Origin of the sequence: Mycobacterium sp. TY815, from assembly GCF_030755135.1 — a bacterium.
In the GTDB taxonomy this organism is placed as follows: Bacteria; Actinomycetota; Actinomycetes; order Mycobacteriales; family Mycobacteriaceae; genus Mycobacterium.
This window is the reverse complement of record NZ_JAUFRX010000003.1, coordinates 318,349-340,467: the sequence shown is the minus strand read 5'-3', so window position 1 is coordinate 340,467 and position 22,119 is coordinate 318,349. Positions and strand designations below refer to the sequence as shown.

At 66.2% G+C, this 22,119-nt stretch carries 21 protein-coding genes and 1 pseudogene; 4 read left to right on the top strand and 18 right to left on the bottom strand.

What is annotated here, in order from left to right; translation table 11 throughout:
* Nucleotides 1-35 precede the first annotated feature (35 nt).
* Nucleotides 36-725 (top strand): class I SAM-dependent methyltransferase, encoded by a 690-nt coding sequence (locus QXK92_RS27335; RefSeq protein ID WP_306247035.1) that lies wholly within the window; start codon nt 36-38, stop codon nt 723-725.
* Nucleotides 726-3,028: 2,303 nt separating this feature from the next.
* Here QXK92_RS27335 and QXK92_RS34175 read toward each other — a convergent pair.
* The 13 genes and pseudogenes from QXK92_RS34175 to QXK92_RS27270 form a co-directional block, all read right to left on the bottom strand.
* Nucleotides 3,029-4,282: pseudogene (locus QXK92_RS34175) on the bottom strand (PPE domain-containing protein); the annotation flags it as partial.
* A 181-nt stretch (nt 4,283-4,463) separates the two neighbouring features.
* The gene (egtE, locus tag QXK92_RS27325) at nt 4,464-5,573 is read right to left on the bottom strand and encodes an ergothioneine biosynthesis PLP-dependent enzyme EgtE (RefSeq protein ID WP_306247031.1); all 1,110 of its coding nucleotides are present in this window, start codon (nt 5,571-5,573) and stop codon (nt 4,464-4,466) included.
* Nucleotides 5,570-6,535: an L-histidine N(alpha)-methyltransferase gene (gene egtD, locus QXK92_RS27320; RefSeq protein ID WP_306247029.1), complete on the bottom strand. Its 966-nt coding sequence runs from the start codon at nt 6,533-6,535 to the stop codon at nt 5,570-5,572. The genes egtE and egtD overlap by 4 nt, the downstream gene beginning before the upstream one ends.
* Entirely contained in the window at nt 6,532-7,242 is a 711-nt protein-coding gene (gene egtC / locus QXK92_RS27315) for an ergothioneine biosynthesis protein EgtC (RefSeq protein ID WP_306247026.1), read from the bottom strand. Before egtC ends, egtD begins: the two co-directional genes overlap by 4 nt.
* Entirely contained in the window at nt 7,242-8,513 is a 1,272-nt protein-coding gene (egtB, locus tag QXK92_RS27310; protein ID WP_306247024.1) for an ergothioneine biosynthesis protein EgtB, read from the bottom strand. Before egtB ends, egtC begins: the two co-directional genes overlap by 1 nt.
* A complete protein-coding gene (gene egtA / locus QXK92_RS27305; protein WP_306247023.1) occupies nt 8,510-9,805 on the bottom strand; it encodes an ergothioneine biosynthesis glutamate--cysteine ligase EgtA in 1,296 nt (431 codons plus the stop codon). The genes egtB and egtA overlap by 4 nt, the downstream gene beginning before the upstream one ends.
* A 129-nt stretch (nt 9,806-9,934) precedes the next feature.
* Nucleotides 9,935-10,573: a sensor domain-containing protein gene (locus tag QXK92_RS27300; protein ID WP_306247021.1), complete on the bottom strand. Its 639-nt coding sequence runs from the start codon at nt 10,571-10,573 to the stop codon at nt 9,935-9,937.
* A gap of 6 nt (nt 10,574-10,579) precedes the next feature.
* Nucleotides 10,580-11,008, bottom strand: coding sequence for an organic hydroperoxide resistance protein (locus QXK92_RS27295; protein ID WP_306247019.1), 429 nt, complete (start codon nt 11,006-11,008; stop codon nt 10,580-10,582).
* Between the two features lie 28 nt (nt 11,009-11,036).
* Nucleotides 11,037-12,485, bottom strand: coding sequence for a catalase (locus tag QXK92_RS27290; RefSeq protein ID WP_306247017.1), 1,449 nt, complete (start codon nt 12,483-12,485; stop codon nt 11,037-11,039).
* Between the two features lie 96 nt (nt 12,486-12,581).
* On the bottom strand, nt 12,582-13,007 hold the full coding sequence (locus QXK92_RS27285) for a hypothetical protein (protein ID WP_306247015.1): 426 nt from the start codon (nt 13,005-13,007) through the stop codon (nt 12,582-12,584).
* A 116-nt stretch (nt 13,008-13,123) separates the two neighbouring features.
* Complete coding sequence (locus tag QXK92_RS27280) at nt 13,124-13,504, bottom strand: hypothetical protein (RefSeq protein ID WP_306247013.1); 381 nt, start codon at nt 13,502-13,504, stop codon at nt 13,124-13,126.
* A 118-nt stretch (nt 13,505-13,622) separates the two neighbouring features.
* Nucleotides 13,623-13,850 (bottom strand): hypothetical protein, encoded by a 228-nt coding sequence (locus QXK92_RS27275; RefSeq protein WP_306247011.1) that lies wholly within the window; start codon nt 13,848-13,850, stop codon nt 13,623-13,625.
* A 161-nt stretch (nt 13,851-14,011) separates the two neighbouring features.
* Complete coding sequence (locus QXK92_RS27270) at nt 14,012-14,167, bottom strand: hypothetical protein (protein WP_306247009.1); 156 nt, start codon at nt 14,165-14,167, stop codon at nt 14,012-14,014.
* Between the two features lie 135 nt (nt 14,168-14,302).
* On the opposite strand from QXK92_RS27270, the gene QXK92_RS27265 reads away from it, so the two are divergent.
* Complete coding sequence (locus QXK92_RS27265; RefSeq protein ID WP_306247007.1) at nt 14,303-14,593, top strand: hypothetical protein; 291 nt, start codon at nt 14,303-14,305, stop codon at nt 14,591-14,593.
* A gap of 1 nt (nt 14,594) precedes the next feature.
* Here QXK92_RS27265 and QXK92_RS27260 read toward each other — a convergent pair whose 3' ends face one another.
* Genes QXK92_RS27260 through QXK92_RS27250 form a run of 3 tightly spaced genes read right to left on the bottom strand, consistent with a single transcriptional unit; the run spans nt 14,595 to nt 18,035 of the window.
* The gene (locus QXK92_RS27260; protein WP_371934606.1) at nt 14,595-15,722 is read right to left on the bottom strand and encodes a DUF4185 domain-containing protein; all 1,128 of its coding nucleotides are present in this window, start codon (nt 15,720-15,722) and stop codon (nt 14,595-14,597) included.
* A 10-nt stretch (nt 15,723-15,732) separates the two neighbouring features.
* Nucleotides 15,733-16,767 carry an aspartate-semialdehyde dehydrogenase gene (locus QXK92_RS27255; protein ID WP_306247005.1) on the bottom strand — a complete coding sequence of 345 codons (1,035 nt, stop codon included), beginning with the start codon at nt 16,765-16,767 and terminating at the stop codon, nt 15,733-15,735.
* 2 nt (nt 16,768-16,769) lie between these two features.
* The gene (locus tag QXK92_RS27250) at nt 16,770-18,035 is read right to left on the bottom strand and encodes an aspartate kinase (protein ID WP_306247003.1); all 1,266 of its coding nucleotides are present in this window, start codon (nt 18,033-18,035) and stop codon (nt 16,770-16,772) included.
* A gap of 272 nt (nt 18,036-18,307) precedes the next feature.
* Between QXK92_RS27250 and leuA the strand changes: the two genes are divergently transcribed.
* On the top strand, nt 18,308-20,167 hold the full coding sequence (gene leuA, locus QXK92_RS27245; protein WP_306247001.1) for a 2-isopropylmalate synthase: 1,860 nt from the start codon (nt 18,308-18,310) through the stop codon (nt 20,165-20,167).
* A gap of 58 nt (nt 20,168-20,225) precedes the next feature.
* Here leuA and QXK92_RS27240 read toward each other — a convergent pair whose 3' ends face one another.
* Both QXK92_RS27240 and QXK92_RS27235 read right to left on the bottom strand, forming a co-directional pair.
* A complete protein-coding gene (locus QXK92_RS27240) occupies nt 20,226-20,699 on the bottom strand; it encodes a hypothetical protein (protein WP_306246999.1) in 474 nt (157 codons plus the stop codon).
* A 23-nt stretch (nt 20,700-20,722) separates the two neighbouring features.
* On the bottom strand, nt 20,723-21,283 hold the full coding sequence (locus QXK92_RS27235) for a hypothetical protein (protein WP_306246997.1): 561 nt from the start codon (nt 21,281-21,283) through the stop codon (nt 20,723-20,725).
* Between the two features lie 163 nt (nt 21,284-21,446).
* Between QXK92_RS27235 and QXK92_RS27230 the strand changes: the two genes are divergently transcribed.
* Nucleotides 21,447-22,115, top strand: a complete 669-nt coding sequence (locus QXK92_RS27230) for a response regulator transcription factor (protein WP_306246995.1) — start codon at nt 21,447-21,449, stop codon at nt 22,113-22,115.
* Nucleotides 22,116-22,119 lie beyond the last annotated feature (4 nt).

The following is a 22,119-nucleotide window of genomic DNA, read 5'->3' as shown; positions in this document are numbered from 1 at the left end:
ATGTCCCAGTATGCGGCGGGCGTACGTTGGGAGCCATGACGGATCAGGTGATGGACTGGGATGACGCGTATCAGGAAAAGGTTTTCCAAGCGCCGCCGCCCTGGAATATCGGCGAACCGCAACCCGATCTGGCGGCACTCGTCGCCGCCGGCCAGGTCCGCGGCGAGGTGCTGGACGCCGGATGCGGGGTCGCTGAGTTGTCACTCGCGCTGGCGGCCGCCGGTTACTCCGTTGTCGGAATCGACAATTCGCCCACGGCCATTGCCGAGGCGACCAGCACCGCACAGCAGCGCGGGCTCACCACGGCCACCTTCGTGGTGGACGACATCACCCGATTCTCGGGGTATGACGGCCGCTTCAATACCGTCATCGACAGCACGCTTTTCCACTCGCTGCCCGTCGAGCACCGCGCCAACTATCTGCAAGCGGTGCACCGTGCTGCGGCGCCGGGTGCAAGCTACTACGTCCTGGCATTCGCCAAGGGCGCCTTCCCGGCCGACGCCCCCTACCGGCCCAACGAGGTCGAGGAGCAGGAACTGCGTTCGGCAGTCGGCGAATACTGGGAGATCGACGACGTCCGGCCCGCGGCGATCCACGGGAACATGCCCCAGGTCCCGGACATGCCCGAGGTTGCGGACATGCCAGCGCCTCCGTATCCCGTCGACGACAAGGGCCGCGTGATGATGCCCGCTTACCTGCTGACGGCGCACAAGGCGGATCAGTAGTTCTGCAAGAAGATCCCGGCCAGGTTCGACCCGATGCTCTGCAGGCCGGACACGAAGCTGCTGACGTTTGCCGGCAGCGTACCGATGTTGCCGAGACCTGACACGCCGCTGCCCAGGACCGAAAGACCCGAGGACCCTTCGCCGAACACGTTGTAGCCCGAAGCGCCGATGAGTCCCAACGGGTTTCCGCTGAAGAAGCCGGACACCCCGCTGCCGTTGTTGAAGAATCCCGAGCTGTTGCCACCACCGGTGTTGAAGAAGCCCGACGTCGTGAAGATGTTGTCGGTGGTGTTGCCGTAGCCCGGCGTCGGCGGAATCTGGAACTCGAACAGCTTCTGGCTCGGCAGGTGGATGCTCGGAATGTAGATCTCCGGCAGGTTGAAGGCGCCGATACCCAGCGGCGGAATGACCAGCGGCGGCGTGACGAAGCCCGGGAAGTCGATCTGCGGCAGGATGAACTCGCCGATGGCGATGTTGGGAATCCCGATCGACGGCAGGTCGAACGCGGAGGCAATGACCTGGGGCAGGTTGAACGCCCCCAGCGCGATCGGCGGAATCCCGATCTCGGGCAGCGAGAACGGCCCCGACGTGAGTTGCGGCAGCAGGAAGTCGCCAATGGAGATCGGCGGGATCGTCAACGCCGGAGTGGAGAACTCGGGCCAGCTGATCGGCGGCAGCACGATCTCGCCGAGATCGATCGGCGGAATGGTCAGCGGCGGGGTGGTGAATTCCGGCCAGCCGACCTGCGGCAGATCGAAGGAGCCGAGATTTATCGACGGAATGGTCAACGCCGGCGTCGAGAACTGCGGCCAACCCACCTGCGGCAGATCGAAGTCCCCGAGCTGAATCGGCGGGATCGTCAGGGCCGGCGTCGAGAACTGCGGCCAACCCACCTGCGGCAGATCGAAGGAGCCGAGATTTATCGACGGGATCGTCAGGGCCGGCGTCGAGAACTGCGGCCAACCCACCTGCGGCAGATCGAAGTCCCCGAGCTGAATCGGCGGGATCGTCAGGGCCGGCGTCGAGAACTGCGGCCAACCGATCTGCGGCAGCGTGAAGCCGCTGAACTGCACTGGGTTGAAAGTGATGGACGGGATGTTGAAACCGGACAGCCCGATCGACGGAATGATGTAGTTGCCACCTGCATTGCTGATGTTGAGAGTCGGCAGGGTCATCGCACCGATCTGGATGCTGGGGAAGCTGAATTGCTCGATGTAGCCCTGCGTAGTGAAGCCCAGCGAAATCGCGTTGATGTTGAAGGTACCGAGGTCAATTCGGTAGGTGGGGGCCGCAATGAAGCTCGTGTCCAGGGTGATGAGCGTCTGGTTTCCGCCCGGGACGGAGATGTTCGGGAACTGTATACGCGGGATATTGATCTGCGGAACGGTGACCGAAGGCAGGTTCCAGCCCGTGACAGTTACGGTCGGTGTCTGGAAGGGCGGAATGATTACCTGCGGTAGATTTATCGGTGGTACCGCTATAGGCGGCGTAGTGACGGACGGCAGGTTAAACCCTCCCACCGTAAGCGCTGGCGACTGGTAAGCCGGAACCGTTATCGCGGGTATACCGATCTGGGGCAGACCAAAGCTACCGATATTGATATTCGCCGGCGTCGTGTACGCCGGAATAGTGATCGCCGGAATACCAATCTCCGGCAGACCGAAATTACCGATATTGATATTCGCCGGCGTCGTGTACGCCGGAATAGTGATCGCCGGAATGCCGATCTGCGGCAGTGAGAAACTACCGATATTGATATTCGCCGGCGTCGTGTACGCCGGAATAGTGATCGCCGGAATGCCAATCTCCGGCAAACCGAAATTACCGATATTGATATTCGCCGGCGTCGTGTACGCCGGAATGGTGATCGCCGGGATGCCGATCTGCGGCAGGGCGAAGCTGCCGATCGTGATGGTCGACGGCGTCGTGTACGCCGGAATGGTGATCGGCGGGATACCGATCGCCGGCGTCTCAAACGCGCTCAGCGACGCGATCGGTGACAGGAAGCCACCGATGTTGATCGGCGGGACGGTGATCTGCGGCAGGTTGAACGCCGAAACCAGGACATCTGCGGGCGACGTGAACGGCCCGATGCTGATCGGCGGGATGTCGATCGTCGGCAGGTCGAACGGGAGGATCGTGATGTTCGCCGGTGTCGTGAACGGCGGAATGGTGATGGGCGGGATACTGATCTGCGGGGTGTTGAAGGCGCCGACCAGAATCTGCGAGATGTCGACGGGTGGCAGCTGGATGTCCGGGGTGGTGATGGCGACGACGACGCCACCCTGCTGGTCACCTGTCCAGCCGATGCCGTTGTTCATGTTGCCGGTGTTGAGGGCACCGGTGTTGAAGTTGCCCCAGTTGGAATAACCGGTATTGGTATTGCCGATGTTGAAGCCGCCGGTGTTGTACGAACCGGGGTTGACGTCGCCCGTGTTGAAGCTGCCGACGTTATAGGTGCCCGTATTGGCGAATCCCGCGTTGAAGGCTCCGGTATTGAAGGTGCCCGGGTTGAATAACCCGGTGTTGACGGTACCCGAGTTGCCGATGCCGGTGTTGAAGCTGCCCGAGTTGAAGAGTCCGTAGTTTCCGTTGCCCGAGTTAAAGAAGCCGATGTTTCCGGTGCCGGAGTTGAACAACCCGAAGTTGCCGCTGCCGGAATTCAGGTTGATCCCGAACTGGTTGTCGCCGGTCAGCCCGATGCCGATGTTGTTATTGCCGGTATTGCCGAAACCAATGTTGAAGTTACCGCTGTTGGCAAGGCCCTTATTACCGATGCCGAAGTTCCCGAGACCGATGTTGGACGTTCCCAGGTTGCCGAAGCCGATGCTGAAATTGCCGATGTTCGCATCGCCCAGGTTGGAGATGCCGAAGTTGCCACTGCCGATGTTGCCACTGCCGACGTTGCCGAAGCCGAAGTTGCTTGCCCCGACATTCGCCCACCCAAGCGTGAGTTGCAGCGTCTCCCCGGCGGCGCTCGGAAGTGCGGCGGCAGCCGCAGACCCGGCGGCCAGCTGAGCCGGCAGACCGGCAAGGGCTTTCAGCGGCGCGGTGAACGGGGCGAGCGCAGCAGCTGCGGCAGAGGCACCGCTGTAGTAGCCGACCATCGCGGCCACGTCCTGGGCCCACATCTCCTCGTACACGGCCTCGGCGGCGGCGATAGCCGGTGCGTTCTGGCCGAACAGGTTCGACAGCACCAGCTGCACGAAGCCATTACGGTTCGCCGATACGGCTATTGGATGAACGGTCGCTGCCACGGCCGACTCGAAGACGCTGACAACGGCCTTCGCCTGAGCCGCCGCACCCGAGGCCTGCGCGGCCGCAGCACTCAGCCACCCGGCATAGGGCAGCGCCGCCGTCGACATCGCCGCGGCCGCCGGTCCCTGCCACGCCTGACCGGTCAACCCGGCCGTGACTGAGCTGAAAGATTGTGCGGCCGAACTCAACTCAGCCGCCAGACCATCCCAGGCAGTGGCCGCCTCAAGCAACGGGCCCGGCCCTGCGCCCGTGAAGAGCCGAAGCGAGTTGATCTCAGGCGGTAGTACAGCAAAACTCATCGAAAGAGGACCCTTCGTCACTGGATCGATCGCCAACGCGGCGAATCGCGCAAGTGTCAGGTGCCCACCCTTAACAACCCGTCGGCGTTCGAAGCAGAAGTTACTCCACACACGCGCAATATGCACGATTTTCGTACGAGAATTTTTGCGGCACAGGCGGAGCAAGGTCTCCGGTTTGAATCTAGCCCGCGGCGGTAACCGCCGTCGCTTCGATCAGCGCCTCGACGAAAGCTTCCAAGTCTTCGGTCGAGGTGTCAAGGTGCGGGGAGATACGCAGCACCGGCGCCGTCAGCTCCATCGGGGCGCGCTGCACCCCGGCATAGGTGGTCAGGATCCGGCGCTCGGCCAGCAACCACTCTCGCACCGCTTGCGGGTCGGAACCGTCGGTAGGCGCCAAAGTCGTTATCGCGCTTGGCTCCTCGACTTCCTCGACCACCGCCCAGCCGGCGACGTCGGTCAGCAGCCTGCGGGCGATGCCGCCCAGTTCGGCGAGCCGGGACCGCACCAGCTCCGGACCGCACGCGAGATGCTCGCCCACCGCCACCGAAAATCCCACCCGCGCAGCGACATTCGCTTCTCCGAAGCCGAAGGGCACCGGTGGCCTCAAACGCTCCATCAACTCGGGCCGCATCGCCAGCACCCCCACCCCGCGCGGTCCCGCCAACCATTTCCGCGACGACGAGTACGTGACGTCGGCTCCCACCGCGCAGTCGACCTGGCCCAACGCCTGCGCGGCGTCCACCACCAACGGCACGCCCAACTCGCGGCACAACCTGGCCGTCATCGCCAACGGCTGCACCGTGCCGCGGTGGCTGGCCACCGGCGTCAGGTGCACCAGGTCTGGCGGGTTCTCCTCCAACTGGTATGCCGCGTCGTCGATGGCCAGCCGGCCATCGTCGAGGGTGGGGAGCTGGCGTATCTCGAATCCGTGGGCCTCCATCACCGCCAGGTTTGGTCCGTACTCACCGGGTAGACAGGCCAACGTGCGGCGGTCGCGGGGCCAACTGCGCAACAGCAGCTCCAGGGCATTCAGGGAACCGGTCGTGTAGACCACCTCCGGATCGACCAGACCGCAAAGCCTCGCGACCGCGGCGCGCCCCGCGTCCAGCACCGTCGACGCCGCCTCCGCCGCGACGTACCCGCCGACCTCGGATTCGTGCAGCGCATGACGCGCCGCCGCGTCGAGTGCCGCCAGACTCTGGCGCGAGCACGCCGCGCTGTCCAGGTGCAACCCCGCCGCGGGCGGCCGGGCGGCGCGCCACTGCTCGGACAGAGCCTGGCCGTTACTCACTTGGCGGCCAGTGACAGACCAAAGTCACCTGCGTCGTCGGTCCACCACTGGACCCGGCGCAATCCCGCGGCAGTCAGCTCATCACGCACCGCGTCCGGACGGAACTTGCACGAGACCTCGGTGATCATCTCCTCGCCGGCGTCGAAGTCGACGGTCATATCCAGCGCGTCGACGCGTACTCGTTGGCGGCGCATGGAGCGCAGCCACATCTCGATGCGCTCCTCGTCGCTGTTCCACCGGGCGACGTGTTCGAAAGAGTCGACGTCGAAATCCGCGTCGAGCTGCCGGTTGATCACCGCGAGCACATTGAGGTTGAAGCGCGCCGTCACTCCTGCCGCGTCGTCGTAGGCCCGCACCAGCCGGCCGGCGTCCTTCACCAGGTCGGTGCCCAGCAGCAGACTGTCCCCGGGCTGCATCACCGCGGACAGCGCCGCCAGGAAATCGGCGCGCGGCTCCGGCGTCAGGTTGCCGATCGTCGAGCCCAGGAACACGAACAAGCGCCTTCCGCCGCCGGGTATTTCGGCGAGGTGTTCCTCGAAGTCGCCGCAGACCGCGTTGATGGCAACGCCCGGGTATTCGTCCTGGATCGCGCGCGCGGCCGCCGACAGCACGCTCGCGTCGACGTCGAACGGGACGAAGCTGCGCAGCGACCCGCGGTCGCGCAACGCACTGAGTAACAGCCGGGTCTTCTCCGATGTGCCGCTGCCCAGTTCGACCAGCGTGTCGGCCTCGCTGGCCGAGGCGATCTCGGCGGAACGGGCACGCAGGATCGCGGCTTCGGCGCGCGTCGGGTAGTACTCCGGCAGCCTGGTGATCTGATCGAACAGGTCGCTGCCCGCCGCGTCATAGAACCACTTGGGCGGCAACGACTTCGGCTGCTGCTGCAGACCGACGAACACGTCGCGCCGCAACGCGTGCAGCGCCGAGTCCTCGGCCAGATGGTTGGACAGCGTGAGCGTCATCGGGATCCTTTCGAGCGGTTCAACGCAGTCAACTCGACGCCGTCGCCGGTGACTTCCACCAGATGCCGGTCGGGTACGTCTTCCCAGTCCGGGTCGTCATCGTAGGGTTCGCTGGCCAGCACCACGCCGTCGGCGCGGCGCAGTATCGACAGGGTGTCTCCCCATGCCGTGGCTATCAGCCGAGAACCGTTGGCCGCCATGATGTTCAGCCGGGCCAGCGGGTCGGCGGTGCCTACTTCGGCGATGGTGTCACCCAGGGCATCGAGGCCGCGGGCGAAGATGGTGGCAGCCAGAACCGCACTGTCGCATACTGATTCGGCGGTCGGCGAGAGCGGCAACACCGAGCGGTCGACAACTCCGTTGTGCGACAACAACCATTGCCCATCGGTGAAGGGAGCCGTGGCGCTCGCTTCGAGAGGCATGCCGACGGTCGCGGACCGGACCGCGGCCACCACGCAATGACTGCGCAGCACCGGAGCGACGGAGTCGAACGACGTGTCACCCCACAGCGGTGCCGGGCTGCGCCACCGTCGCGGCGTGGGGTCCGGCAGATCCGCGAAAAAGCCCACACCCCAACCGTCGGCGTTCATCAAGCCGTGCTTCTGCCGGCGCGGCGCGTACGACTGCACACGCAGACCGTGCGGCGGCTCGAGGACCAGCGAGGAGACGGTGACCGGTGCGCCCAGCCATCCCAGATGCCGACACATCAGGCGTCCCAGGCCAACCGGACGCCTGAGAAGATCTGCCGGCGGTAGGGGTGGTCCCAATTGCGGAAGCTGGGACGCAGGATGGACTGTTCGACCGCCCACGAGCCACCGCGCAGCACCCGATAATCGCCGTCGAAGAAAGGCTGGGAGTAGCGCTCGTAGATCATCGGCACGAAGCCGGGCCACGGGCGCAGCGGCGAACTGGTCCATTCCCAGACGTCGCCCAGCATCTGTTCGGCGCCGTACGCCGACGCTCCCGCCGGGTAGGCGCCCACGGGTGCGGGGCGCAGCGCGCTGCCGCCCAGGTTCGCGCGATCGGCCGTGGGCGGCTGGTCGCCCCACGGGTAGCGCCGACGCGCCATGGTCGCCGGATCCCAGGCACATGCCTTCTCCCACTCGACTTCGGTGGGCAGCCGGGCGCCGGCCCAGTTCGCGTAGGCCTCGGCCTCGAAGTAGGAGACATGCTGCACCGGCTCGTCGGCGGGAATTTCCTCGAGGTAGCCGAACCGGGTGCGGGTGTCGGCATTCCAGAACTGCGGAGCGGACAGGCCTGCCTGCTGACGGTGCTGCCATCCGCGTTCGGACCACCACCGCGGCTGTGCGTAACCCCCGTCGTCGATGAAATCGCGCCATTCGCCGTTGGTGACCGGAACCCGTCCGATCCGGAAACTCGGCACGTCCACGGTGTGGGCGGGCCGTTCGTTGTCCAACGAGTAGGGCTCGGTGGCGGCGTCGACGCCGAGGACGAAGGGCCCGCCGGGCACCGGCACCGACGTGCCGGCCAATTCGGGCCGGCCGGCGGGGACCACCGATGTCTCGCGCAGTAGCGGCGCCCCGCTACGCAGGTTCAGCGCCTGCAGCATGGTCTCGCCATGCTGGTTCTCGTGGCTGATGACCAGCCCGAACTGGAAGTCTTCCGCGTCCTCGGGGAGCCGTTCCAGCGTGTCCAGCGCCGCGTCGCGGACCGTGCGGCAGAACGACCTCGCCTGCGCGGGAGACAGCAGCGGCAGGTCCACCCGGCTCGCCCGGGAGTGCACGAAGGCGTCGTAGAGGCCTTCGATCTCGCGGGGCAGCATTCCCGGACGCTCCGGGTTGCCGTCGCGCAGCAGCCACAGTTCTTCCTGCTGACCGATGTGCGCCAGGTCCCACACCAGGGGGCTCATCAGCGGGTTGTACTGACGGCGCAGTTCGTCGTCGTCGAAGTCGACCAGCCACAACGTTCTGGTGCGCGCCCGCTCGAGGTCGCAGGCCAGCTGTTCTCGTGCTGTCACTGCTCCCCTTGCACCGCACGCGCAGCTTCGGCGACCGTGGCGGCAATTCCATGTTCGATGACGCGGTCGGAGAAGTCGTCGGCCGGACATCGCCCGGTTTCGACGTTGAGCATCAGTTGCTGCATCGCGTCGGCGAGCTCGGCCGGCACGCGCTCGGCGGCGATGGACAGACAACGATTGGCCGCCGCGTAGAGCCGCCGGTCCCGCAGCCCGAGCCGAGCGGCGGTGTCCCAGGCGGTGGCGACCGGTTCGACAGCCGCGGCGGCCAGATCGGCCGCGGCCGGATCGTCGAGCAGGGTGGTGAGTGTGAACACCAGAGCCGGCCAGACCGCGTCGGGCACACTGTCGAGATAGCGGATCTCCAGCCACTGCCGTGGCCGTACCGGCGGGAACAGCGTGGTCAGGTGGTATTCGAGGTCCGCGATGGTGGGCCGGCGATCGCCGAGCAGCGTCCGGCCCTCCACCCAGTCGGTGAACGGCACGTAGTGCGTGACTGCCACCGCGTCCGGGGCGTGCACCATCATCACCGGCGCCTTCAGCGCATACCGGGCCCAGTCGGTGCCCGGATCGTCACCGCTGACGCCCAGCACCGGTCCGCAGCGTGCCGAGTCCATCTGGCCCCAGACCCACTGCCGGGTGGACTGCCAGCCGGAGAACTCACCGGCCAGCATCGGGGAGTTGGCCGCGATCGCGATCATCGTCGGCCCCAGCGCGTGGGCCAGCCGCACCCGGTCGGCCCAGCCGCCCTGCGGTCCGGCGTCGAGGTTCACCTGGATCGAGGCCGTCGAGGTCATCATGGCCGCGCCTGCCGCACCGCTGTGACTGGCGGCGAAGAACTGCTCCATGGCACGGTAACGGGCGCCCGGGTTGATCCGCCTGGGCGAGCGCAACGGATCTGCCCCCAGAAAAACCAGCCCGAGACCGGCGTCGGCCACGGCAGCTCCCAGCACCGCCTGGTCACGGGCCATGGCTTCGATCGCGGGCAGCACGCCGTCAGCGGGTGGGCCGGAGAGTTCGATGGCGCCACCAGGCTCCACGGTGATCGCGCTGCCGCCGGGGAGCGGGCTGATCCACTCCAGCAGGCGGCTGATCTCGTCCCAGGTCGGCCGCCGACCGGGGTCGGCCGGGTCGAAGCAGTGGGCCTCGATTTCGAGGCCGACCCGTCCCAGTGGTCCGTCGACCAGGCACCCGTCGGCGATGTGCTGGGCGACGGCGGCTGAACTGGTCAGCTCGGCATTGGCCAGGTCGAGGTCGTCCAGCTGCGAGCCCGCGCCGGCGGCGATGCGCGTCATTTCACGGTCCCTCCGGGGCAGCTGGATACGAAGCTTTCGACCACCATCACTTCATCTTCCAGAGAGCACCGACATATTCCCGACCTTTTCAGCTGCACGAGGGAGATGGGTACCCAATTCTCACCCCGGCTACTGACCCAGCGCGTTCTGCATCGCCCCGGCCAACACGTTCACCGCGGGCCCGGCGTTGCCAGACTGGCAGACCTTGGCCTGAAGCAACACGTTTTCACGCAGTCGGGTTTGAACGAAACAGCGGCGATCGGTTCCCGCTTCCTGCTTGGTCCAATTCGCGTCGGCAGCGCCGGCCGGTGGGCCGGAGAACGACCACACCTGGGTGGTGCCGTTGTCCAGATGCATTGCCGTCGTCTGACCCGAGCAGCCCACTGTGCGGTCGACGACCCGGTGGTAGGCGCGGTCGGCGGCGTCGTTGGTGGCGAAGACACCGACTGCCTGCTTGACGAGGTGATTCTGGTCGTTGGCCGACGTCTGGGCGGTGGCTCCGTTGAAGGCGGCCAGGTCGGGGTCGTTGTACACCTCGGGCAACCCGATCTCCGCCCAGTTGTTGCATACCGCCAGTTCCACCGCGTACGCCTGGAAAGGTTCGGTGAAGACCGCTTCCCATCCCATCGGCGCGCCGACGATGTTGCCCACCGAGCCCTTGCCGAGCACGGCGTAAGACACCACTCCCGGCTCCGACGGGTGGGCCGTTGCGGTGGCCGCTCCCCCGACGGCCAGATACACGCCCAGCGCCGCCACGGCAAGGCGCATGCCGGGCTAGACCTTGGCCGAGACGGCGACGTCGATGTTGCCCTTGGTGGCCTTGGAGTACGGGCATACCTGGTGAGCCTGGTGGACCAGGTCGTCGGCCGTGCTCTGCTCGAGCCCGGGCAGGTAGCCGACGATCTTGCCGGTGAGTCCGAAACCGCCGTCGGAGTCCTTGCCGAACCCGATGTCGACCGTGACGTCGGTGGCGTCGTCGAGTTTGACCTTTGCCTTGCCCGCGACCAACCGCAACGCGCCCAGGAAGCAGGCCGCGTAACCGGCGGCGAACAATTGCTCGGGGTTGGTGCCCTCGCCGTTTCCGCCCATCGCCTTGGGGGGACGGGTGTCCAGGTCGAGGCGACCGTCGTCTGACTTCACGTGGCCATCGCGGCCGCCGCCCGTCGCCGTGGCTGCGGTGGTGTACACGACTTCGATGCTCATGGGCTCGATCATGCCAGCCCCGGCATCATCAGCCCAGGTTCGCCCGGACTCCCTCTTCGACCTTCTTGCCGAGATCGGGGTCGACGTTTCGCCAGTACTCGAACACCCGGGACAGCACCGGCTCCTTCACTCCCTTGGAGACATGACCGATGATGTTGTGCGCCAACCGATCCCGTGCGTCGTCATCAAGCACCTCGCGGACCAGCGTGCCGGCCTGGCCCCAGTCGTCGTCGTCGGGGCGCAGCGTGTAGGCGGCCCGGATCATCTCCCCGTCGGCCTGCCAGCGCACCTCGGCTGCGCGTGCCGGATCGGCGTGCGGGCCGCCGAATGAGTTGGGCGCGTAAACCGGATCCGAGACGTTCTTGACGCGCATAGCGCCGTCTTTCGAGTAGCTGTTGACCTCGACCTTCGGCGTATTGACCGGAATCTGTTTGTAATTCGTCCCGAGCCGGGCCCGGTGCGCGTCCGAGTAGGAGAAGCCCCGGGCAAGCAGCATCTTGTCCGGGCTCAGCCCGGTCCCCGGAACGATGTTGTTCGGCTCGAAGGCGGCCTGCTCGATCTCGGTGTGATAGTCGGTGACGTTGCGGTTCAAGGTCAGCTTGCCGACGTCGATCAGCGGGTAATCGCCGTGCGGCCACACCTTCGTGAGGTCAAAGGGGTTGTAGCGGTAAGTCTTTGCCTCTTCGAACGGCATGACCTGCATCTTGAGCGTCCAACTCGGGAAGTCGCCACTCTCGATGGTTTCGTAGAGGTCGCGCTGGTGATAGTCACCGTCCTCACCGGCGAGTCGATCGGCGTCCTCCTGAGTCAGGTAATCGATGCCCTGGTCGCTGATGAAGTGATACTTCACCCAGAAGATCTCGCCCTGCGCGTTGATCCAGCTGTAGGTGTGACTGCTGTAGCCGTTCATGTGACGCCAGGTCTTGGGGATGCCGCGATCTCCCATCAGCCAGGTCACCTGATGCGCCGACTCGGGCACCAGCGTCCAGAAGTCCCACTGCATGGTGTGGTCACGCAGATTGGTTGCCTGCATTCGCTTTTGGGACCGGATGAAGTGCTGGAACTTCATGGGGTCGCGGATGAAGAAGACCGGCGTGTTGTTGCCGACCATGTCGAAGTTGCCTTCGGACGTGTAGAACTTCAGCGCGAAGCCGCGTGGGTCGCGCCAGGTGTCTGGGCTGCCCCGCTCCCCGGCCACGGTGGAGAACCTGATCAGGGTGTCGGTCTTGGTGCCGGGCTGGAACACCGCCGCCCTGGTGTAGCGGCTGACGTCGTGGGTCACCTCAAAGTGACCGAAGGCGCCGCCGCCCTTGGCATGCGGTTGGCGCTCGGGGATGCGTTCCCGGTTGAACTGCGCCATCTGCTCGATCAGGTAGTGGTCCTGAAGCAGGATCGGGCCGTCGGGACCGAGGGTCAACGACTGCTCGTCGCTCGGGGCGGGGCTGCCGCCATCCGTTGTCGTGTAGCGTTCCGTCATTTCGCTATCTCCTCTACCTGAACAATCGGAAAATTAAGCGCACACGGGAAATTCGGGATTGTCTCCCCGTTGATACCCCGCGCCACCGCCCCGAAACTAGGGGCGCGTGGGCGGAGCGCTAGGAGCGGCCGGGGCGGAGGTCGGCGTCTGACCGGGGCTGGCACCAGGCGGGACAGCGCCGGGTGCACCGGGACCACCCGGACCACCGGGGAAGCCGGGACCCATGCCAGGAGGAGGCGGGCCGCCCGGGTAGCGGAACTGCCAGCCGGGACCGCCGTAGCCGCCGGGACCGTCGGGCCGGAACATGCCGTGGTGGTGGCGATGGTGGTAGCAGTGTCCGCCTCTGAAGATCATGGCAGCGGTGAACAGCACGGTGGAAGCAATGAACACGATCCCGGCGACGATCACCACCCAGGCGGCGACCACGTACAGACGCGGCGGCTTTTCCCGGTACTCCGTCCTGGGCGGCGGCTCGGTGGCAACCGGGGGCGTTGCAGCGGTGGGTTCGGGTGTATCACTCATACCTTCGAATATGGTCCAGGCCCGCAGCAGCGTAAAGGGGAGCGCTCACAAAGTTGCCGTGAATTGATGAAGCCCGGCGCTCGTGGTCGAGCGCCGGGCTGTCGGGTTGAGTGCGTTCAGCGGCCGGGTGTGGGCGAAGGCGTCAGGGTCGGGGTGACCGAGGACGGCACCTGGGCGGGACCGCCAGCTCCGCCGGGTCCGCCGGGCCCGTAGCCCGGACCAACCTGCTGAGCCCCCCCGTTGGTGGGGAACCCCGAACGGTGCATCATCGCCGGATGGTGCTTGTGGTGCCGGTGGCCGCCACCGTGTCCGGCGGCCATTCCCAACCGGAAGCCGGTGAAGAAGATGACCGAGACGATGAAAACGATGCCGGCGACGATGGCCACCCAGGCCGCGGCCTTGAAGACCTTGGGGGTCCGGTGTTCGACCCGCTCAACCGGCGCGGGTGGTGGGGCTACTGCGGTCGAAGTCCGCGAGGTGTCAGAAATTTCGCTCATGCCACGAATGATCGGGGCCCAACAGTAGGGACCGCTATGCGCTGGTTATGTAGCAGCTGTGAGCGTGAGCCCGCCGCTGACCAGGCATTCTCGTCGATCCGGTGCCCGGAGAAGGACCTCACGTTTTCGGGAGCTTGAACACCTGGCCGCCGTGTAACCCCATGGTGTCGGTGACGTAGACGCTTCCCGTCGAGTCCACCGCGACACCGCACGGTGTCACCAGGCCGGTGAACGGCAGCACCTGCGGAGCCGAGGCGCCCGCGGGCAGTTTCTCCACCAGATTTTTGCCGGAACTGACGACCCAGAGGTCGCCGGCCGAGTCGACGGTGATGAACACGGTCGCCACCAGGCCGGGGAGCGCACGCTGCGGCCAGCACGGCCACGACAGCCGCCACAGATACGACAGCTGGGAAAGTGGTGCGGCCGCGCCTTCGGGTAAGCATGTGACCTCCGGTCACCCCCCCGGTAGCTCGTCAGCCTAGCCGACAAATTCGCGGAAAGTGCCTCTCACCTGGCCGGATCCTTAGCGAGGACGACGGCGTTCGGCCATGACGACGGATGCCGGCGCATCGCCTCACCGAGTTCGCGTTCCCGCAGTCTGACCGCATTCCACTTGTGATGAGCCTGCAGGGCAATGACGTTGGTCTCCTGAGCTAACGCCATGGATTCGATCCCTTCACCTGCGCGCAGCAGTTCGTTGCACCGTCCATTCGAACAGGCCGTGCGGTGAGCCGCTAGGGCCCGAAGTCCTCGCTGGTCCAGGATTAATCTGCAGGCCCACGTGGGTATAGCCCCGCTATGCACGTCTTCGGCCGGGCTCGCACGCTGATCGCCGGATTGGGCTTGACAGCGTGTTGGTGCGGTGCCGGCATCGCCCACGCCGACGACAACCACGAGCAGGAAGCGTGCGCACTGATGGACGACAGCGCCAGTGCCGTCCATTTCGGATATGGCGAGTCGGTCCTGCAATACGCCTACGCGGTGCTCTCCACCAAGATGCCCGCGGATGCCGCCGCGCACGTCCTGTACACCGCCACACAGAACCGCTGCCCCAACCATGCCGCCGACCTGCCGCCCGGCTGGCGGTAACTCAGGGCCTGAACGGATTCACCGCGTACTGAATCACCCGGTACGGCGCCTCACGGCGCGCGTCGGTGTCCCACTGGCTGACGAATATCCGCAGTTCATCGAGGGTTGACCCGGGTGAGATGTAGCCGCCGTACGGCTGGGAGAGCCGGTTGTCATACGGGGGCGGCAGGCTCTCCGGCGGATCGGGCCATTCGTCGTCGTGTCGGACCACGGTGGTCACCGGCGCCGACCCCAGCGACGTCGGGTCCGCGGCCACCCGGACCTCCATGTCGCCGGTGGTGGCGTTGAAGTACGACAGCACCGTCATGCCGTCGATCTGCTTGATGCTCATCTCGCCGATCAGGTCCGGCCACAGCGGCGTCGGCGTCTTGTTCCACCCCGCGCCGGCCGCCCAGCCCTGCCAGCGGGACCGGTCGGTGAACGTCTCGGGCGTAGACCGGTACAGCACCACCGGTTGGCGACGGGTGAAGCTGTTGGCCACGATGTACACCCACCCGGTCGGCGAGTCCGGCCGGGGAATCGGGTCGTAGTAACCGCTGATCTGGGTCTGCCGGCCGCCCTGGAAGGACGCCGCGCGCACCGACCCGGCGACCGTCTCCCACCCGCCGCGGGCCGGGTCGACACGCACCAGCCGGGAGTTCTGTGGGTCCAGATTCTTGGTGGTGGCCACCATCAGGTAATTGCGGCGGTTGATCTGCACCACCCCCGCCGGCAACTGCGACGCACCGGGCGGCGTGGGGTCGGCCAACAGCGGCCGGCTGATGCCGGTGACTCCGGTGTACCGAACGCCGTCGGGGTCGTCGACCGACGCGGTGTCGACGCGCAACGCGACGGGTGCGTACCACCCCCCGTATCCGACACCCTGGCCCGCGAAGCTGTCGCCGCAGACCTGCAGCAGTTGACTGGGGAATTCGACGAACTCACACAGGTCGGTGGCGCCGATGCCGTAATCCGCGGTGGGCGTCCCGGTTCCGGCCGCCGGGCCCATCCGCAGCACCTGACCCGGCGCCAGCGGCTGCAACACCGGCTGCGGAACGGGCGCCGGCGGGTCAGCGCGGGCAGGCCAAACGCCTTGCAAGACAAACAGAGACAGCACCGCCAAGCACCGCGCTACCGGGGCGGTACTCAACTCGCTTCGATCAGAGCTCGGCGGCCAGCAGCTCGGCGATCTGGATCGTGTTCAGCGCCGCCCCCTTGCGCAGGTTGTCCCCCGATACGAACAGCGCCAGACCGCGCCCGTCCGGCACCCCGGGGTCCTGCCGGATGCGACCGACCAGCGATTCGTCGACACCCGCGGCGGCCAACGGCGTCGGCACATCGACCAGCTTCACCCCAGGTGCGCCGTCGAGCAATTCGCGAGCCCGCTCGGGTGAGAGGGGGCGGGCGAATTCGGCATTGATGGACAGCGAGTGGCCGGTGAACACCGGAACCCGCACACACGTCCCGCTGACCAGCAGGTCCGGGATCCCGAGAATTTTGCGGCTCTCCGAGCGCAACTTCTGGTCCTCGTCGGTCTCACCGGATCCGTCGTCCACCAGCGACCCGGCCAACGGCACCACGTTGAATGCGATCGGGGCGACGTACTTGCTGGGCGGTGGGAAATCGATGGCGCCGCCGTCGTGCACCAGCTGTTCGACGTCGTTGATGACCGCGCGCGCCTGCGTCGCCAACTCTTCGACGCCGGCCAGGCCGCTGCCGGAGACCGCCTGGTAGGACGACGCGATGAAGCGGGTCAGCCCAGCCTCGTCGTGCAGCACCTTCAGCACCGGCATTGCCGCCATCGTGGTGCAGTTCGGGTTGGCGATGATGCCCTTCGGCCTACGGTGCGCGTCCCGCTGGAAATTGACCTCGGACACGACCAGCGGCACGTCGGGGTCCTTGCGCCACGCCGAGGAGTTGTCGATCACCGTGACGCCGGCGGCCGCGAACCGCGGCGCCTGCACCTTCGACATCGCTCCGCCGGCGGAGAACAGCGCGATGTCCAGCCCGCTGGGATCGGCCGTCTCGGCGTCCTCGACCTCGATCTCCTGACCGCGGAACGGCAGCTTGCGGCCCTGCGATCGGGCCGAAGCGAAGAACCGCACGGAGGTCGCCGGGAAGTCACGCTCGTCGAGCAGCGTGCGCATCACCTGGCCCACCTGTCCGGTGGCTCCTACAACTCCAACGGCAACCATCGTTATCGACCCGTCCCTGCGTACACCGTCGCCTCCTCCTCGCCGCCGAGCCCGAACGCCTCGTGCAACGCCACGACGGCCTTGTCCAGTTCCGTGTCGCGGCAGAGTACCGAGATACGGATCTCGGAGGTGGAGATCAGCTCGATGTTGACCCCGACGGCCGCCAGCGCCTCACAGAACGTGGCGGTGACGCCGGGGTGGCTGCGCATCCCGGCGCCGATCAGCGAGACCTTGCCGATGTGGTCGTCATACAGCAGCTGCGTGAAGCCGATTTCTTCCTTGAGCGAGTCGAGCTTGGCCACCGCGACCGGGCCGCTGTCCCGGGAGCAGGTGAACGTGATGTCGGTCTTGCCGTCCTCGACCTTGGAGACGTTCTGCAACACCATGTCGATGTTCACGTCGGCGTCGGCGACGGCGCGGAACACCTTGGCGGCGTAGCCGGGGATGTCGGGGATCCCGACGATGGTCACCTTGGCCTCGCTGCGATCGTGGGCGACGCCGGTGAGGATGGGGTCTTCCATAGGTGTGTCCTTGATAGATCCGACGACGATGGTGCCTGGCTTGTCCGAATACGACGACCGGACGTGCACCGGAAGGTTGTAGCGGCGGGCATATTCGACGCAGCGCAGCATCAGCACCTTGGCGCCGCAGGCGGCCATCTCGAGCATCTCCTCGAAGGTGACCTTGTCCAGCTTGCGGGCATTGGGCACGATGCGCGGGTCGGCACTGAAGATGCCGTCGACGTCGGTGTAGATCTCGCACACATCGGCGCCCAGCGCCGAGGCCAGCGCGACGGCGGTGGTGTCCGAGCCGCCGCGGCCCAGCGTGGTGACGTCGCGGGTGTCCTGGCTGACGCCCTGGAATCCGGCGACCAGCACGATCCGTCCCTCGTCCAGCGCGGCCTGCAGCCGGCCCGGCGTCACCTCGATGATCTTCGCGTTGCCGTGCGTGCCGGTGGTGATGACTCCGGCCTGCGAGCCGGTGAACGAACGGGCGTGGGCTCCCAGGGACTCGATCGCCATGGCCACCAACGCGTTCGAGATGCGCTCACCGGCGGTCAGCAGCATGTCGAGTTCCCGCGGCGGCGGAACCGGGCAGACCTGCTGAGCCAGGTCCAGCAGGTCGTCGGTGGTGTCGCCCATCGCAGAAACAACGACCACCACGTCGTTTCCTTGCTTCTTGGTCTCCACGATCCGCTCGGCAACGCGGCGAATCCGGTCGGCGTCGGACACCGAGGATCCGCCGTACTTCTGCACGACGAGCGCCACTGATCAATTCCTGTCTGGACGGGCCTGGATTAAGTCCACAACAGAATACGTGGCGCCGCATCTCGGTTTATCTCCGATGCTGCCTGCCCAAGGGGCTCGGCGTGCTTGGGAGCGGTTTTGGCCAGGCGGTGGGGCGCGGTAGAGTTCACAGCGTGCAGCGGGTGCTCCTTCTCGGACGCCGCGACGGGGTCTGATCCAGACCGGCTTCCCGTCGCGGGTGTTCGCGATGCGCCGGTCTGAGGTTCCCTCTCGAAAAACCCGGAGCAACTACCGTGACTAATCCCGATTCACCCGACGCTTACGTCTCAGCGCGCACCATTCACAAGCCCGCCGGCCCGCCCCGGCCCGGCCAGCCCGCGTGGAACCCGCAACGCGGCACGTCCATGCCGGTCAACCGGTACCGTCCGTTCGCCGACGAAGTGGAGTCCATCCGCGTACCCGACCGCACCTGGCCGGACCGCGTCATCGAGCACGCGCCGCTGTGGTGCGCGGTGGACCTGCGCGACGGCAACCAGGCGCTGATCGACCCGATGAGCCCGGCCCGCAAGCGGCGCATGTTCGACCTGCTGGTGCGCATGGGTTACAAGGAGATCGAGGTCGGCTTCCCCTCGGCCAGCCAGACCGACTTCGACTTCGTCCGCGACATCATCACCGACGGCGCGATTCCCGACGACGTCACCATCCAGGTGCTGACCCAGTGCCGGGACGAGCTGATCGAGCGCACCTTCCTGGCCTGCGAGGGCGCCGCGAACGTCATCGTGCACTTCTACAACTCCACCTCGATCCTGCAGCGCCGTGTCGTCTTCCGCGCCGACCGCGCCGCGGTGCAGGAGATCGCCACCGCGGGCGCACGCAAGTGCGTCGAGGAGGCGGCGAAGTACCCGGGCACCCGCTGGCGGTTCGAGTACTCGCCGGAGTCCTACACCGGGACCGAGCTGGAATACGCCAGGCAGGTGTGCGACGCCGTCGGCGACATCATCCAGCCGACGCCGGACAACCCGATCATCTTCAACCTGCCGGCCACCGTGGAGATGGCCACGCCCAACGTCTATGCCGACTCGATCGAGTGGATGAGCCGCAACCTGGCGCGTCGCGACTCCGTGATCCTGAGCCTGCACCCGCACAACGACCGCGGAACCGCCGTCGCCGCAGCCGAACTGGGCTATCAGGCCGGCGCCGACCGGATCGAGGGCTGCCTGTTCGGCAACGGTGAGCGCACCGGGAACGTCTGCCTGGTCACCCTGGGCCTGAACCTGTTCTCCCGCGGCGTTGATCCGCAGATCGACTTCTCCAACATCGACGAGATCCGGCGCACGGTCGAGTACTGCAACCAGCTGCCGGTGCACGAGCGTCACCCCTACGGCGGCGACCTGGTCTATACCGCCTTCTCCGGCAGTCACCAGGACGCGATCAACAAGGGCCTGGACCAGATGAAGATAGATGCTGACAGCGACGGCTCCGATGTTGAAGACATGCTCTGGCAGGTGCCGTACCTGCCGATCGACCCCAAGGACGTCGGCCGCACCTATGAGGCGGTGATCCGGGTCAACTCGCAGTCCGGCAAGGGCGGGGTGGCGTACATCATGAAGGCCGACCACGGCCTGGCGCTGCCCCGGCGACTGCAGATCGAGTTCTCGCAGGTCATTCAAAAGATGGCCGACGGCGAGGGCGGTGAGGTCTCGCCCAAGGAGATGTGGGAGGCGTTCTCCGAGGAGTACTTGGCGCCGATCCTGCCGCTGGAACGCATCAAACAACGGGTCGACGCGTCGGAAGAAGACACCGGTACCACCAGCATCACCGCCACCGTCAAGATCGACGGGACGGAGACGGAGATCAGCGGTACCGGCAACGGCCCGCTGGCCGCATTCGTCGACGCGCTGGGCACGGTCGGGTTCGACGTGGCGGTGCTGGACTACTCCGAGCACGCGATGAGCGCCGGCGACGACGCGCAGGCCGCTGCCTATGTAGAAGCTTCGGTGTCGATCGCGAGCGCGGCGCAGCCGGGCGAAGCGGGTCGGCACCCATCAGGCCCGGTTTCGGGCAGGACCGTGTGGGGCGTGGGCATTGCCCCGTCGATCACCACCGCGTCGCTGCGGGCGGTGGTGTCGGCGGTCAACCGGGCTTCCCGCTGACAGGCAGGGGCGGGCCCGGCCTCGCCGGGGCAGGAAGGCCGGGCCCGTGCTCGGTTGGTTACACCGCGAGCAGTCGCTCGAAGAACTCGCGGTAGTGCATCAGCGCCAGGCGCAGGTCTTCGGTGGATGCCTCCTCGCCGCGTGACCACTGTTCTTCCAGACGTGAACGCGCGTGGGCGAATCCGGTCGTGAGCTGGTCGACCAGGTCGGAGACCAGCACATCGGCCTTCTGGACGCAGTCTTTGGGATCGTCGACGAAGGCCGCCTGCACGCCAGCCCAGCGCGACCGCAGATCCGCGAGGTCCGCGTCACCGAAAAGTGTTTCTTCCGTTGAAGATTGGCTGGACTGTTGATTAGCCTCGCGCGAATGTTGCACCGGCGCCGCAACTTCGCTGCGGGGATCCAGTCTGCCGTCCGGGCTCCCGGCCCGGGTCTCGGAGAACGCGGGTGCCTGCTGCTGTGGTGGCACGCGGTCCTCGGCCGGAGGCGTCGGCTGCATCGTTCCCTGGGATTCGTCGGATGCGCCGCTCACATCGGTTCGCTCTTCGTGTGTCGTCATTTCTTCGCCTCCTGTGGTGTTGTCTCCAAAAGCTTTTCGAACAGCGCCCGGTAGTGGACGAACGCTTCTCGCTGCTGTTCAGTGCTGACTTCGCCGTGCTGTTGTGACAGGTGAACCGCATGTGCGGCGCGGTAGTTGTCGACGATCTGGGGATGGTCGACCGAGATGTCGGCCGCCCGCTGATCGAAGTTGTCTACGGGATAGCCTCTTTCGCGCATCACATCTGTCACCAGACGATCGGCGACGCCGACGGCAGTAGTGGGGTTGTCGACGAACGCCGTCTGCACCTGATTCCAGCGGGTGGTGAAATCCGACCGGGCGGCAGGCGCCAACGGAACGATGTCCAGCTTCTCCCGCTGGCGTTCGCGCGCGATCAGCTCCTTTTCCGCCTCCTTCTGACCTCCGGTCTGCGATACCAGGCGCTCGTACTCAGAGCCGTAGTGCTGTCTCAGTCGCTGTGTCCTGCGGCGATTCATGGCGTAGCCGACCGCGCCGATCAGCAGCGCGACCGCGAGCACAGCGAAAACCGCAATCAAAATCGTTTCCCAAGTGGGCATTTCGCGCTCCTCTCATACACATGTTGAATAACCGGCCCGACAGCGGCTAAACCACGCGCGTGGAATTGTTGAAATCGAGTTTTCCCGTTGCGGCAGAGACCAATTCAGTCGACCACCCCTAAAGGGTGCATCGATACACCCCTAAGGGGGTAATCACTCCGACATGCCGCCCGCATCCGGCGCACCGATCACGATCGCGCTCGTCGACGACTACGACGTCGTCGTGAAGGGTGTCGCCAACATGCTCGACCAGTACCGCGACCGCATCGTGATCGCCGAACTGGACTCCACCCTGCCCGTCAAGGACGCGGTGGACATCGTCCTCTACGACTCGTTCGCCCAACCCGAGTCCGATCACGAGGAGATCGGGCACCTGGTCGCCAACCCGCGTTCACGCCGAGTTGTGGTGTATACGTGGAACTTTCACCCAGATCTCATCGAGAGCGCGCGGCGTCACGGCGCCCATGGATATCTGTCGAAGACGTTGCCCGCCCGCGAACTGGTCGCCGCGCTCGAGGCCGTGCACGCCGGGGAGGTGGTCGTCAGCGAAGTGGCCATGCGCGCCCGCAGTGCACCCGGACTGGACTGGCCCGGACGCGGCGAGGGGCTCAGCGACCGCGAAGCGGAGATTCTGGCGCTGATCACCCAGGGCAAGAGCAACGCCGATGTGGCGCGCTTGACCTACCTCAGCCCCAACACGGTCAAGTCCTACATCCGCACGATCTACCGGAAAATCGGCGTCGGAAGCCGAACGCAGGCCGTGTTGTGGGGAGTCGACCACGGCTTCACCCCCGACCATCACCGCATCGAGCACTGGCGCGGCGGTCCCTGACCGC

What these genes read in the sequence shown, in the direction of transcription:
- QXK92_RS27280 (WP_306247013.1), bottom strand. Translation starts at nt 13,504, where the DNA reads ATGAGCGAAATTTCTGACACCTCGCGGACTTCGACCGCAGTAGCCCCA.
- egtD (WP_306247029.1), bottom strand. Translation starts at nt 6,535, where the DNA reads ATGACGCTCACGCTGTCCAACCATCTGGCCGAGGACTCGGCGCTGCAC.
- QXK92_RS27235 (WP_306246997.1), bottom strand. Translation starts at nt 21,283, where the DNA reads ATGCCCACTTGGGAAACGATTTTGATTGCGGTTTTCGCTGTGCTCGCG.
- QXK92_RS27255 (WP_306247005.1), bottom strand. Translation starts at nt 16,767, where the DNA reads ATGGTTGCCGTTGGAGTTGTAGGAGCCACCGGACAGGTGGGCCAGGTG.
- QXK92_RS27300 (WP_306247021.1), bottom strand. Translation starts at nt 10,573, where the DNA reads ATGCGCCTTGCCGTGGCGGCGCTGGGCGTGTATCTGGCCGTCGGGGGA.
- QXK92_RS27270 (WP_306247009.1), bottom strand. Translation starts at nt 14,167, where the DNA reads ATGGCGTTAGCTCAGGAGACCAACGTCATTGCCCTGCAGGCTCATCAC.
- egtC (WP_306247026.1), bottom strand. Translation starts at nt 7,242, where the DNA reads ATGTGTCGGCATCTGGGATGGCTGGGCGCACCGGTCACCGTCTCCTCG.
- QXK92_RS27290 (WP_306247017.1), bottom strand. Translation starts at nt 12,485, where the DNA reads ATGACGGAACGCTACACGACAACGGATGGCGGCAGCCCCGCCCCGAGC.
- QXK92_RS27285 (WP_306247015.1), bottom strand. Translation starts at nt 13,007, where the DNA reads ATGAGTGATACACCCGAACCCACCGCTGCAACGCCCCCGGTTGCCACC.
- egtA (WP_306247023.1), bottom strand. Translation starts at nt 9,805, where the DNA reads ATGACGCGCATCGCCGCCGGCGCGGGCTCGCAGCTGGACGACCTCGAC.
- QXK92_RS27230 (WP_306246995.1), top strand. Translation starts at nt 21,447, where the DNA reads ATGCCGCCCGCATCCGGCGCACCGATCACGATCGCGCTCGTCGACGAC.
- QXK92_RS27335 (WP_306247035.1), top strand. Translation starts at nt 36, where the DNA reads ATGACGGATCAGGTGATGGACTGGGATGACGCGTATCAGGAAAAGGTT.
- QXK92_RS27295 (WP_306247019.1), bottom strand. Translation starts at nt 11,008, where the DNA reads ATGAGCATCGAAGTCGTGTACACCACCGCAGCCACGGCGACGGGCGGC.
- QXK92_RS27265 (WP_306247007.1), top strand. Translation starts at nt 14,303, where the DNA reads ATGCACGTCTTCGGCCGGGCTCGCACGCTGATCGCCGGATTGGGCTTG.